The sequence below is a fragment of the Citrobacter sp. wls829 genome (assembly GCF_005280825.1).
GTDB lineage: Bacteria > Pseudomonadota > Gammaproteobacteria > Enterobacterales > Enterobacteriaceae > Citrobacter > Citrobacter gillenii.
Genome location: NZ_SZWP01000050.1, coordinates 47,820 through 61,214, shown reverse-complemented (window position 1 = coordinate 61,214; position 13,395 = coordinate 47,820). Strand labels below are relative to the sequence as shown.

Sequence of the window (13,395 nt, the reverse complement as noted above, 5' to 3'; positions counted from 1 at the left end):
ATATAGGCCGGACAAGGCATCGCAGCCATCCGGTATTAAGCCAATCTTAAGTTCTTAAGGTTGGCTTAACTTTACTTTGCGAGGATCTGCCCCACTTAGTCGATGGAATTTCCTCTTCATGTTAAAGCACCTGTTTAAAAGACCGACTCTCGGGCACATCAGCTGGCTGCTGCTGATCTCTTTTTATCTGGCCACCTTTCTGAACGTCGCGTTCTATAAGCAGGTGCTGCAAGACCTCCCGCTGGACTCCCTGCGCAACGTGCTGGTGTTTCTCTCCATGCCGGTGGTGGCCTTCAGCGTCATGAACATTGTGCTGACGCTGGCTTCATTCCTGTGGCTTAACCGCCCGTTGGCCTGCATTTTCATTCTGGTGGGTGCCTCTGCCCAATATTTCATCATGACCTACGGCATCATCATTGACCGCTCGATGATCGCCAATATGATGGATACCACGCCCGCTGAAACCTTCGCCTTGCTGACGCCGCAAATGATCATCACGCTCGGGATAAGCGGTATTCTGGCGGCGATCATCGTCTGCTGGATCAAAATTAAACCAACGACGCCGGTATTGCGTAGCGTGCTGTACCGGGGGGCAAATATCCTGGTCTCGGTACTGCTGATCGTACTGGTCGCCACCTTCTTCTACAAAGATTACGCCTCACTGTTTCGCAACAACAAAGAGCTGGTTAAATCCCTCAGCCCGTCCAACAGCATCGTCGCCACCTCGTCCTGGTATTCACACCAGCGCCTGGCCGATTTGCCGCTGGTGCGTATTGGCGAAGATGCCCACCGCAATCCGTTAATGCTGAAAGAAAAGCGTAAAAATCTCACCATCGTGGTGCTGGGAGAAACCTCGCGCGGGGATAACTTCTCGCTGTCGGGGTATTCACGCCAGACCAACCCGCGGCTGGAAAAAGATGACGTGGTCTATTTCCCGCGCACCACGTCCTGCGGGACGGCGACGGCGGTGTCCGTCCCCTGCATGTTCTCCGATATGCCGCGCGCGCACTACGATGAAGAGCTGGCACACCACCAGGAAGGCGTACTTGATGTCATTCAGCGGGCGGGAATCAACGTGCTGTGGAATGATAACGACGGCGGCTGTAAAGGCGCATGCGATCGCGTACCGCATCAGAATATGACCAAGCTAAATCTGCCGGGGCAGTGCATCGACGGTGAATGCTACGACGACGTTCTGTTCCACGGGCTGGAAGAGTACATTAACCATCTTCAGGGCGACGGCGTGATTGTGCTGCACACCATCGGCAGCCACGGCCCGACCTATTACAACCGCTATCCGCCGCAGTTCAAGAAATTCACCCCAACCTGCGACACCAATGAGATCCAAACCTGCTCGCAGCAACAACTGGTGAATACCTACGACAATACCATCCTGTATGTTGACTATATTGTTGATAAAGCAATCAATATACTGAAAGCACATCAGGACAATTTCACCACCAGCCTGGTCTATCTTTCCGATCACGGTGAATCGTTAGGGGAAAACGGCGTCTATTTACACGGCCTGCCGTATTCCATTGCGCCAGCAACACAAAAGCATGTGCCGATGCTGCTGTGGCTGTCAGAGGACTACCAGCGGCGCTACCAGATCTCGCAAACATGTTTGCAAAAACGGGCCAGCGCAGAAGATTTCTCCCAGGATAATTTATTCTCAACCCTGCTGGGATTAACGGGCGTACAGACCAGGAATTACCAGGCGGCAGATGATATTCTGCACCCATGCCGGGGAGGCTAACTGAATGAAAATTCTGATTGTTGAAGACGATACGCTGTTATTACAGGGACTGATCCTTGCCGCCCAAACGGAAGGCTATGCCTGCGACGGCGTGTCAACCGCCCGTGCCGCAGAGCAATGTCTGGAGACCGGGCATTATAGTCTGGTGGTGCTGGATCTCGGCTTGCCCGATGAAGACGGTCTGCACTTTCTCAACCGTATCAGGCAGAAAAAATACACGATTCCGGTGCTGATCCTCACCGCCCGCGACACGCTCAAAGACCGGGTTGCCGGGCTGGATGTCGGTGCCGATGACTATCTGGTCAAACCGTTCGCACTGGAAGAGCTGCATGCCCGTATTCGGGCGCTGCTGCGTCGCCATAACAATCAGGGCGAGAGCGAGCTGATTGTCGGTAACCTGAAGCTGAACATTGGTCGTCGCCAGGTGTGGATGACCGGGCAAGAGGTTATCTTAACGCCGAAAGAGTACGCGCTGCTGTCGCGCTTAATGCTCAAAGCGGGCAGCCCGGTACACCGGGAAATCCTGTATAACGATATCTACAGCTGGGATAACGAACCGTCGACCAATACGCTGGAAGTTCACATTCACAACCTGCGCGATAAAGTGGGTAAAGCCCGTATTCGCACGGTCAGGGGATTTGGCTACATGCTGGTTGCCACTGAGGAAAGCTAAGTGAAGCTGATACGTTATTTAAAACAGCCGCTGCCGCTGCGCCATCGTTTGATGATAACGATCGGCCTGATTCTGGTGGTCTTTCAGCTGATTAGCACCTTCTGGCTGTGGCATGAAAGCACCGAACAAATACAGCTGTTCGAACAGGCGTTACGCGAAAACCGTAACAACGATCGCCACATCATGCATGAGATTCGCGAGGCCATCGCCAGCCTGATCGTCCCCGGCATTTTTATGGTCAGTCTGACGCTACTGATTTGCTATCAGGCAGTGCGACGGATCACCCGCCCGCTTGTCAACCTGCAAAAAGAGTTAGAGGCGCGCACGGCCGATAACCTGACCCCCATTGAGATCCGCAGCTCTACCGTTGAGATACAGGCGGTCGTCACGGCACTGAATCAGCTGGTGACGCGACTCACCAACACTCTCGACAATGAGCGTCTGTTTACTGCCGACGTCGCTCACGAGCTGCGCACACCGTTATCTGGCGTTCGCCTGCACCTGGAATTACTGTCAAAAACCCACAACGTGGACGTTTCACCGCTTATTGCCCGCTTAGACCAAATGATGGACAGCGTGTCGCAGCTGCTGCAGCTTGCCCGCGTGGGTCAGTCGTTTTCGGCGGGGGATTACCAGCATGTCAAACTGCTGGAGGACGTCATACTGCCTGCCTACGATGAACTCAGCACCATGCTGGATCAGCGGCAACAAACGCTTCTATTACCCGAGAGCGCTACCGATGTCGTGGTGCGTGGCGACGTTACGCTGTTGCGTATGCTGCTGCGTAACTTAGTCGAAAATGCGCATCGTTACAGCCCGGAGGGCAGTAATATTAGAATTAGCCTGCATACTGACCCGGAGGCGCAAATGGTCATTGAAGACGAAGGGCCGGGCATTGATGAAAGTAAATGCGGGGAGTTAAGCAAAGCGTTTGTGCGCATGGACAGTCGTTTTGGCGGTATTGGACTGGGGCTGAGCATTGTCAGCCGCATCACCCAGCTCCATCGCGGACAGTTCTTTTTGCAAAATCGCACGGGAGCCACCGGCACCCGAGCCAGCGTAGTACTGGAGAAAGATCAGTAAGAGCTCACCCACACGTACACAAAGCTGCTCACAATCAGCAGGCTGCACACGGTGGTTAAACTTTCATAGATACGGGTTTTCATGACACTCTCCTCCGATAGTATGGAGGAGAGTTTGCCTGACAGAGATTAAGCCAACCTTAAGGCCACGCGCCGGATGGCGGCTAACGCCTTATCCGGCCTACTGAGTACAACGCTACCCGTAGGCCTGAAAGCTGCGCGCCATCAGGCAATAACACGATTACTCATCAATACGCGGATGCTGCTGGACCAGGCGTGAACGCTTAACCTGCAAATCCGCAATTTCCTGATCGATATCTTCAATCTTCTGCTCGATATTATCGTAGTGCTCGCCGAGGATTTCTTTCGCTTCCTGAATATCCGAAGCGGCAGGCGTCGCCCCTTTCAGCGGCTGGTTAGCGGTCTCTTTCATGGTTATACCGGTAATTAAACCGACCACCGCAACCACCATCAGATAGTAAGCCGGCATCATCAGGTTCTGCGAACTTTCCACCAGCCAGGCGGCCAGCGTCGGTGTCAGACCAGCAATCAGTACCGAAATATTAAATGCCGCAGCCAGCGCACTGTAACGAATGTGCGTCGGGAACATTGCCGGTAACGTTGACGCCATCACCCCGGTAAAGCAGTTGAGGATCACCGCCAGCATCAGTAAACCGGCAAAAATCAGGCCGATGACGTTACTGTTAATCAGGATGAAAGCCGGGATGGCCAGCACAAACAGCGCAATACTGCCCATGATCACAAACGGTCGACGCCCGAAACGGTCACTGAGCAGCCCCATTATCGGTTGCACAAACAGCATACCAATCATAATGGCGATAATAATCAGCACACCGTGATCTTCAGAGTAATGCAGGTTATGCGACAGATAGCTCGGCATGTAGGTGAGCAGCATGTAATAGGTGACGTTGGTGGCAATCACCAGACCGGTACACGCCAGCAGACTACGCCAGTGTTTAGTGGCGATTTCTTTAAACGAAACCTTCGGCCCTTCCTGCAGCCCCTGGCGATCGCCCTGTTCCAGCTTATCGACATGCTGCTGAAACGCCGGGGTTTCTTCCAGCGCGTGGCGCAGATACAGACCAATCAGTCCTAACGGCAGCGCGATAAAGAACGGAATACGCCAGCCCCACTCAAGGAAGTTTTCCTCACCGACGACGGTCGAGATCAGCACGACTACGCCCGCACCCAGCACAAACCCGGCAATCGAGCCAAAGTCCAGCCAGCTGCCCATAAATCCGCGCTTACGGTCCGGGGAATATTCCGCGACGAAAATCGAAGCACCGGTGTATTCCCCGCCCACCGAGAATCCCTGCGCCATCTTACACAGCAACAGCAATATTGGCGCCCAGATACCAATCGAGGCATACGACGGGATAAGCCCAATACAGAAGGTGCTTATCGACATAATGACAATGGTGATAGCGAGGATCTTCTGGCGACCGTATTTATCGCCGAGCATACCGAAGAACAGTCCGCCAAGCGGTCGAATCAGAAAGGGAACGGAGAAGGTGGCGAGTGCAGCAACCATCTGCACGCTGGGGTCAGCCCCCGGAAAGAACACTTTACCTAATGCGTAAGCAACAAATCCATAAACGCCAAAATCGAACCATTCCATCGCATTACCCAGCGACGCTGCGGTAATGGCTTTTCGCAGTTTACCGTCATCAATAATGGTGACGTCGCGAAGCGTAATGGGTTTTATTTTTTTCCTTTTTAGCATACCAGTCCTCATAGACTTAGCCCTGTCGCGCACGAGACTCTCCCAACGCAGCATGCGCTAAGGTCATCGCCGAGCGGGGAATGCACAGGCGCAATCCCTGTAACAAGCGTAGCAGGTTTACTTACACTGAACGGCAATGCGCAGTACAACCGAACCTGTTGACGCCTGATTGGGCGGTTAATGACCTCTTTACCCTAACAGTGTTTAAATCTGTGATCAACTTCACACATAGTATTTCATTTCGTCAACCTGCGTAAATAAGGTCATTCTTAGTCAACTTTTTTACACACCAGGGTTGCGATTAATTCCCTATTTACTACAAGTAAAAATCGCTTTTCAGCATCAACAATCACGAACGTCATTATTACCCTGCCAGGCAAAAAAACACCTAATCCCGTTACAACTTATTCACAGGTTTTTTAATAATCGGAAGCTTTAGGAATTTTTGCGTGAAATATGTGATGAAGATAACTAAAACGCTGTTTTATTTTGATTGAATCATCGTTCTTATGAATGCACACTAATTCCAGACGCACTATCCCTGGGGGCAATGACATGCTCAACGTATGCCGCGTTAGATTTTAAAAAACAAAGAGATAGCTTTTTTTCTTTGTTAAGACTTACGAATAACTTGTTGAATTTAAATAATATTTTGTTTTATTGCGCATTTATCATCGGCGATAAGATATGAGGACGTTTATGAAAATTAAGGCCACGATTGAACGCATCCCCGGCGGAATGATGTTGATTCCTCTGTTATTAGGTGCGGTGTTAAATACGTTAGCTCCCGATACCGGTGCGTATTTCGGTTCATTTACTAAAGGGATGATTAGCGGCACCGTTCCCATTCTGGCCGTGTGGTTCTTTTGTATTGGTGCTTCTATTGATTTACGGGCAACCGGCACGGTATTACGCAAGTCCGGTACGCTGGTATTAACCAAAATCGCCGTGGCCTGGGCAGTGGCAATGATCGCCGCATCATTCATTCCTGATACCGGTATTCAAACAGGATTCTTTGCGGGTCTTTCCGTCCTGGCAATTGTCTCTGCAATGGACATGACCAACGGCGGTCTGTACGCCAGCCTGATGAACCAGTACGGTACTAAAGAAGAGTCCGGCGCATTTGTCCTGATGTCTCTGGAATCCGGCCCGCTGATGACCATGGTCATTCTGGGTTCTGCAGGTCTCGCCTCCTTTGAGCCACACCATTTCGTTGGCGCCGTATTACCGTTCCTGATTGGTTTTACGTTGGGTAACCTGGATCACGACCTGCGTACTTTCTTCAGCAAAGCGACGCCGGTACTGATTCCGTTCTTCGGTTTCGCACTGGGGAACACCATTAACCTGAGCGTTATCGTTGATACCGGTCTGCTGGGTATCCTGCTGGGTGTCGCGGTCATCGTGATTACCGGTATCCCGCTGATTATTGCTGACCGTGTGATTGGTGGCGGGAACGGTACGGCGGGCGTGGCGGCTTCTTCTGCAGCCGGTGCTGCAGTAGCAAACCCGGTCATTATTGCCCAGATTAACCCGGCATTTGAACCGGTTGCCGCCTCCGCTACCGCGTTGGTTGCCGCCAGCGTGATTGTCACGGCGATTCTGGTCCCGATTATCACCGCCCTGTACGCCAAACGTTTTAACAAAACACCGGTTGTCACAGAATCGACAACCGCGCCGGCAGACTCGTTACACCACTAAGTCCGCTGCGTACTCACCGTCCCTTCTCAGCCTCTGCGAGGGGACGGTGCAAAAATCTCCTCAACCATCGCATCCACCAGTCGCTTCGCCGAACACAGTCGCGGCATCCCCAGCGCCACATTTTGCCAACGCTGCGTCACCGACCCGCTCACCGGATGCTGCTCCATATCACACCAGTCGCCCAACCAACTCAGCATATCGTTATGCTCGCGTGATCCCCCTGCGGTAGGTGAACTGAGCCATTGATGATAATAATGACGCGTGGTGGGTGCGGCATTCACACTGTGCGCCAGCGCCTGGGTCGCCATAATGCGTAGATTATCTTTGAGCATCGCCACCACATCGGTATTGCCCAGCCGACAAGCATCACCAAACGCGCCCCAGTGCAGCTCTTCCAGCGCGACAAAACAACGCCCCGGCAGCGACCAGCCGTCATACGCCCCTGCCCGCCAACGGGTAAAAATTTGTTCGCTGTGTTCACCTGCCTGAACGGTCAGCCCGCGCTGCGTCAGCGCCTTCTCTTTATAAGCACTGCGTTGGCTAAACCAGCTGGAGAGCGTATTGATCTGCTGCATAATGCCGGGCGTGGATTGCCCGCGCGGACGTTCCGTCTCTTGCAGGAACGCCAATCCTTCGGTAATACGCACCAGCGCCAGATGACCGGGGTCAATCATGCTCGCCAGTTTTTCCACCAGCTTCAGGCGCATCATCAGATTCTCGCTGGAGACGCCCGCCAGAACCCACGCCCGCAGCTGTGTCTGGGATAACACTTCCTGCGTCAGGCGCGCGCGCAGACGCTGCTGCTGTTGCAGAAAACCGCCGGAACGTTTGGTTTCATCTCCCTGAACCAGATCGACCATAAACTTTGGGTAGACGCACTCCAGCGCCCGCCCGGGGCCTTCCAGTAACACGTTAGTCATGTATGCTCAGCTGCAAAAAGGGTATGGATATCATCACGTAGCAAGCGGGAGTCTTCATAAATCCATGACGCAATCGTAATACGGTGCTGCAGTTGTTCACTCAATGCGCTCACAGCAGATTCATTTTGCTGACGCAGGATCAGACTCTCACGCAGGCTCGCCTGCAATTGCGTCAGACACAGCGAAAAATCGGCAAAAAACGTCGCCATGCCAGCCGTAACAGAAATATCGACCTGCGCCACTAAAGCTTTACGAATTTGTTGGCAAAACAGCGTAACGTACTGCCCAAGGCTGTTGTGCAGTGCGTTGATATCAATCAGGTACCGCGTTTTTGCGGCGACATCATCATTCCATCCCCAGTTCGGCTGATTCAGCCAACGTGAGAACGTATCCCGCACTCCGCCTGCGGAGGATGTGCCTTCATCCAACGGCGTATCCTGCTCAATCGCTTCGTTAAACAACTGGCGGGTATTGAAGTTAAACATCGCCGAATGAAACGCCGGAAAGCGGATCCGGGCACGGAATCCGGCATGGCTTAACTCCTCTTTCACCCGCTGCTCAATGGGTCTTATGGCGTCATTTAACGCCCGCGACAACGTCGACTCAAGTTGCTCAAAGCGCAGAGCTAAATCGCGGCTGATACTCTCCTGGGCCGCCAGCAGGACGACTTCACAGGCGGAACGAATTTTATCTAACACAATTTTTGCTTGCCCTTCATCATGCAGCACCAGCATTTCTCCGGCCATTTCCGCCGCCGCAACGCCCGACCCCGTACCGTATCGTGACATCCTCAGCACGCTTTCTTTTTCAAACAGCCTATCGATACTGCCCAGGATCTCAGCCTGCTGCTGATTGAGAAACGCGGTGGTCGCCTCCAGTGCCAGATCAACTTCGTGTTTAACCTCATCGCTGACCTGCTCCTGACCCACCAGGATCTGCTGCATATCCTCTTCAATATGGTCGATGTTCAGCTGCAGCTTGTCACACGCGACCGTTAATCCGTGATAGCGAAACTCAAGGTATTCGTGTGCGCTTTGCGCATAGTTCAACAGCTTATGGGACGCGGAGCGGAGCGCATAGAGCGAGGCATTCGCGTAGGCGGCATAAATAACATTCTGAATCGGCTGCTCAAACAGCGAGTCTTGCCACAGTAAATCGGCAGCATGCCGAATATGCTCGGTATCATCCAGATCGGCGGTACGCCAACGCCGACCCAGCGCCGCTTCGGCAAAATCCTGTACCCAACGTTGTTGCTGGTGATCCGGCAGCCGCCCGTGAGTCATCAGTTCATGACGTGCGCGGTTCGCCAGATACCCCCACATGGAAGACACCGGATAAATACGCTCAGGCGTAATACCGCCCTTCATCAACGTGCCAGAAATCAGCGCCCGCACCTGCTCTTCATCATCGCTATTACGGTCTTTTTGATCGAATTTATTGACCAGGGCATACAGCGGTACCGATTTACCCACCGCGGTGATCGCCTGGCGCACTTCCTCATCCGAAATCGACTTCAGTTGGGTATAGTCCATCACCGCCAGTACCGCAGACGCCCGCGCCAGCTGTTCCTTCAGCATCTTTTGTAAGTGCGGCTGTCCGGCTTCATTCGGCCCCGGCGTATCCAGCAGGGTTAACTGCCCCGGATAATTTGCCTGCCCGGCCAAATGCACAAACTCAACCTCAATCACCGGAATATGCTCAATGGCGGCGTACGCAGAAAAAGGAAAATCAACCTCCAGCGCTTTTGACAGACGCACCAGATCGTTCAGGCTCTTGAGGCACTGGAAAATAGGTTCGGCACCTAAATAGGTGCGCTCGAACGCCACACCGTTTTCAATACGCAGCAGCAGCGTATTCATATCTTTATCAATTTCCAGCTCATGGCTAAGAGACTGGCGATCGCACTCGCGCACACGCTGCTGCAAGGTTTTCATTAAGGCATCAATCGGCGCGACATGAGAAAAATACAACACCGGATCTTTCTGGCCTGGCGTATGGCGGATCAGCGTCGGCAGGGCCGTCATCGGACGATTACGATTGGGTAACACTTCCGTCCCCACAATCGCATTAATCGTCGTCGACTTTCCCGCTTTCATCGTGCCGACAATGGCCAGTACCATTTCCAGACGCGTGACCTTCCGTAGCTCATTATTGAGCGTTGCTTGCTGGACATCCATGCCACGCGCAGTGAAATGCAGGGGCTGTACGTGCCCGCTATGCTCACCTTTTTTCAACGCGACATCATCCAACGACGTCGTCGGCAATTTTTTCAACTGCCTGAGATGGTCAAGAGAGAGCATCAGCAAGCGTTCAGCTTCCTGACTTAATTCATATATTGTCTGTGTGTACATGGAAAATTTTTCCTTAACGCAAATAATCTTACTTTTATTCAGCCAAATCTTTTTATTTATGAATTTTCGGCTTTTATCATTACGTGTGGAAATAATTAAAATCAAAACAACTAATTGATATTATTAAATTAAATTTATTTTATAACCGCTGGCCCGATGCCTCTCCCTTACTGTAATAAGTAAGAAAGATAAACAGAGTAGTTCAGTTTTGAAAAATGCCAGTTTAATTCCCCTACCTAAATTAAGGGGGATGCGATATCCACTTACAATAACTAAGCCATTCTGAGAGCCATGTTATCAATGAATATCAGGTGGTTCGCCTCACCTTAACTTAAATAACAAAGCGGAGCAATTTCCCTTAAAAAATATTCCGCCAAACGTGCAAGTAGTGGAAAGTACAGGTATTGCCAATGCCATTCAGTTAACGACTCGTTTTCAGAAAGCATCAAGACATGCTGCCGGAGGTAATGAACATGCTATCCCAGAGAAAGGGTTCCGTTCACCTCATGTTCATCGTTTCTCTGAAACATCAATTCCTGTGAACGTGTTAAGGGTGCAACGCCGCACCCTTAACAATCCCGGCTCCCGGCACGGAAAATTGTTGCTTCGCAATCCCCTCCGCTTATTCCTCCAGGCTACCGGATCGGGCGCGAGGAAACCTCCCTGTCCGTTCACCTCATGTTCATCGTTTCTCTGAAACATCAATTCCTGTGAACGTGTTAAGGGTGCAACGCCGCACCCTTAACAATCCCGGCTCCCGGCACGGAAAATTGTTGCTTCGCAATCCCCTCCGCTTATTCCTCCAGGCTACCGGATCGGGCGCGAGGAAACCTCCCTGTAAAACGCGCCCTGAGCCAGCATCCATGCTGGCTCTCCCGGCCTTACGGAAACACGTCGGCAATTTTCAGCCGGACCAGCCACACCTCACCATCTGCGCTTTTATTTGAATATATCTAAACAGCAAAACGGATATAGCTGAAAGTCAGAACTCTGAAGCGACACCCTGGTCCGGCTGAAATCGATGAGACGTTGACGGCTGACCGGGTATGTCCGCAGGGATGCGGCGTGAGCCTCCCTTGCACGTTCACGGGTATAGCGGTATCAGAAAAGCAACGCACATAAAGTGAACGGAAACATATTCAGGGCAAAACGATCTCCATCCATGCTTAACTGAACGGTGTTGCAGGTATTGAGACCTTTATCTGCGCCGTGCCTCAGCGCTTAATCAGACAGTAGTCCCGACAACCGCAGGGATTTTATGTATAATTGCGGCCTTTTTCGGCAATCTGCCATTTTTTGGGCGCTTTTGCCCCTGCTGACTTTTGAGGAAATCCACATGTCATTACCACACTGCCCACAATGCAACTCCGAATACACCTACGAAGATAACGGCATGTTCATCTGCCCGGAATGCGCTCACGAATGGAACGATGCTGAACCCGCGCATGACGGCGACGAACTGATCGTGAAAGACGCTAACGGTAACCTGCTGGCCGACGGCGACAGCGTAACCGTCGTGAAAGATCTGAAGGTCAAAGGTAGCTCTTCCATGCTGAAGATCGGTACCAAAGTGAAAAACATCCGCCTGGTGGAAGGCGACCACAACATCGATTGCAAGATTGATGGATTCGGACCGATGAAACTGAAATCCGAGTTTGTGAAAAAGAACTAATTTTGTTGGCCGGATAAGGCGTTAGTCGCCATCCGGCTTTTATTGCCCGGTGGCGCTTCGCTTACCAGGCCTACGCTAACTACACTTAACGGGCTTCTTTTACCTGAGGTAAAGATCATGTCGTTAAGTCCCTACATCTCTTTTGCAGGCAACTGCGCTGACGCCATTGCGTACTACCAACAGACGCTGGGCGCAGAACTGCTCTACAAAATCAACTTCGGTGAAATGCCCCAGTCGGCGCAGGACAGTGAAGAGGGTTGCCCTTCTGGAATGAAATTCCCTGATACCGCCATCGCCCACGCCAACCTGCGCGTTGCGGGCAGCGACATCATGATGAGCGACGGCGTCGCGACGGGAAAAGCCCATTACTCCGGCTTCACGCTGGTCCTCGACACGCAGGATGTCAACGAAGGGAAGCGCTGGTTTGACAACCTGGCAGCAACAGGTCAAATCGAAATGGACTGGCAGGAAACATTCTGGGCGCACGGTTTCGGTAAAGTCACCGACCAGTACGGTGTGCCGTGGATGATCAACGTCGTCAAACAACAGCAGCCCCCCACGGAGTAATCCTACGGGAGGCTTGTCCTCCCGTACTGTCATCAAATATCGCTCAACTCTTCATCTTCGAGTAACCATCCCTTAACGAAAATGTCACATTAATCCGCCACGATGGGGCCACTTTTTTAGGGAGGCCGCATCATGCAAACGGTTATTCGCGTCGAGAAACTCTCCAAATCATTCAATCATCATCAGGCGCTGAATGCGGTTGATCTGACTATCCATTCCGGTGAGATGGTGGCTCTGCTTGGGCCATCAGGTTCCGGCAAATCCACCCTTTTACGTCATTTAAGCGGGTTGATTACCGGTGATAAATCGCCAGGTAGCCACGTCGAGCTATTAGGCCGCACGGTACAACGTGAAGGCCGACTGGCGCGTGACATCCGCAAAAGCCGTGCCCATACGGGCTATATCTTCCAACAGTTCAATCTGGTGAACCGTCTCACCGTGCTGGAGAACGTGCTGATTGGCGCGCTCGGCAGCACGCCGTTCTGGCGCACCTGTTTTAGCTGGTTTACGCCACAGCAGAAGCAACGGGCGTTACAGGCGCTGACCCGCGTTGGCATGGCGCACTTTGCCTACCAGCGCGTTTCTACGCTCTCCGGCGGACAGCAGCAGCGCGTCGCCATCGCCCGCGCCCTGATGCAACAGGCAAAAGTGATCCTCGCCGATGAGCCGATTGCCTCGCTGGACCCGGAATCTGCACGCATCGTGATGGACACCCTGCGCGACATTAACCAGACCGACGGCATCACCGTCGTGGTCACGCTGCATCAGGTGGATTACGCCCTGCGCTACTGCGAACGCATTGTTGCGCTGCGCCAGGGACACGTCTTCTACGACGGCAGCAGCCAGCTGTTTGATAACGAACGTTTTGACCATCTCTACCGCAGCATGAACCGCGTCGACCAGAACGCACAGGCTGCCTGACATCCCCACAA

General features: G+C 52.5%; 11 protein-coding genes. 7 read left to right on the top strand and 4 right to left on the bottom strand.

Translation table 11 applies throughout. The features are described 5' to 3' along the window. Positions 1–118: 118 nt before the first annotated feature. Genes eptA through pmrB form a run of 3 tightly spaced genes read left to right on the top strand, consistent with a single transcriptional unit; the run spans position 119 to position 3,512 of the window. Positions 119–1,756, top strand: a complete 1,638-nt coding sequence (gene eptA, locus FDW88_RS07730) for a phosphoethanolamine transferase EptA (protein ID WP_137362321.1) — start codon at positions 119–121, stop codon at positions 1,754–1,756. A gap of 4 nt (positions 1,757–1,760) precedes the next feature. Continuing rightward, positions 1,761–2,429 carry a two-component system response regulator PmrA gene (gene pmrA, locus FDW88_RS07725; RefSeq protein ID WP_137362320.1) on the top strand — a complete coding sequence of 223 codons (669 nt, stop codon included), beginning with the start codon at positions 1,761–1,763 and terminating at the stop codon, positions 2,427–2,429. A 9-nt stretch (positions 2,430–2,438) separates the two neighbouring features. Then, positions 2,439–3,512, top strand: coding sequence for a two-component system sensor histidine kinase PmrB (pmrB, locus tag FDW88_RS07720; protein ID WP_170974158.1), 1,074 nt, complete (start codon positions 2,439–2,441; stop codon positions 3,510–3,512). Here the strand turns inward: pmrB and pmrR are convergent. Further along, entirely contained in the window at positions 3,506–3,595 is a 90-nt protein-coding gene (gene pmrR / locus FDW88_RS07715; protein ID WP_096758646.1) for an LpxT activity modulator PmrR, read from the bottom strand. The two genes, pmrB and pmrR, sit on opposite strands and share 7 nt — an antisense overlap. A gap of 157 nt (positions 3,596–3,752) precedes the next feature. Next, positions 3,753–5,255 carry a glycine betaine/L-proline transporter ProP gene (proP, locus tag FDW88_RS07710; RefSeq protein ID WP_096758647.1) on the bottom strand — a complete coding sequence of 501 codons (1,503 nt, stop codon included), beginning with the start codon at positions 5,253–5,255 and terminating at the stop codon, positions 3,753–3,755. 699 nt (positions 5,256–5,954) lie between these two features. On the opposite strand from proP, the gene kdgT reads away from it, so the two are divergent. Beyond that, positions 5,955–6,953, top strand: a complete 999-nt coding sequence (kdgT, locus tag FDW88_RS07705; RefSeq protein ID WP_096758648.1) for a 2-keto-3-deoxygluconate transporter — start codon at positions 5,955–5,957, stop codon at positions 6,951–6,953. Positions 6,954–6,979: 26 nt separating this feature from the next. Here the strand turns inward: kdgT and FDW88_RS07700 are convergent, their stop codons facing one another. Together FDW88_RS07700 and crfC are read right to left on the bottom strand one after the other, a co-directional pair. Next, positions 6,980–7,873, bottom strand: a complete 894-nt coding sequence (locus tag FDW88_RS07700) for a diguanylate cyclase regulator RdcB family protein (protein WP_137362318.1) — start codon at positions 7,871–7,873, stop codon at positions 6,980–6,982. Then, entirely contained in the window at positions 7,870–10,224 is a 2,355-nt protein-coding gene (crfC, locus tag FDW88_RS07695; protein ID WP_137362317.1) for a clamp-binding protein CrfC, read from the bottom strand. The genes FDW88_RS07700 and crfC overlap by 4 nt, the downstream gene beginning before the upstream one ends. 1,336 nt (positions 10,225–11,560) lie before the next feature. On the opposite strand from crfC, the gene FDW88_RS07685 reads away from it, so the two are divergent. From FDW88_RS07685 to phnC, 3 genes are all read left to right on the top strand, one after another. Next, the gene (locus tag FDW88_RS07685; protein ID WP_117343575.1) at positions 11,561–11,896 is read left to right on the top strand and encodes a zinc ribbon domain-containing protein YjdM; all 336 of its coding nucleotides are present in this window, start codon (positions 11,561–11,563) and stop codon (positions 11,894–11,896) included. Between the two features lie 117 nt (positions 11,897–12,013). Continuing rightward, a complete protein-coding gene (gene yjdN, locus FDW88_RS07680; RefSeq protein WP_096758652.1) occupies positions 12,014–12,463 on the top strand; it encodes a VOC family metalloprotein YjdN in 450 nt (149 codons plus the stop codon). Between the two features lie 132 nt (positions 12,464–12,595). Continuing rightward, complete coding sequence (phnC, locus tag FDW88_RS07675) at positions 12,596–13,384, top strand: phosphonate ABC transporter ATP-binding protein (protein ID WP_137362316.1); 789 nt, start codon at positions 12,596–12,598, stop codon at positions 13,382–13,384. Positions 13,385–13,395 lie beyond the last annotated feature (11 nt).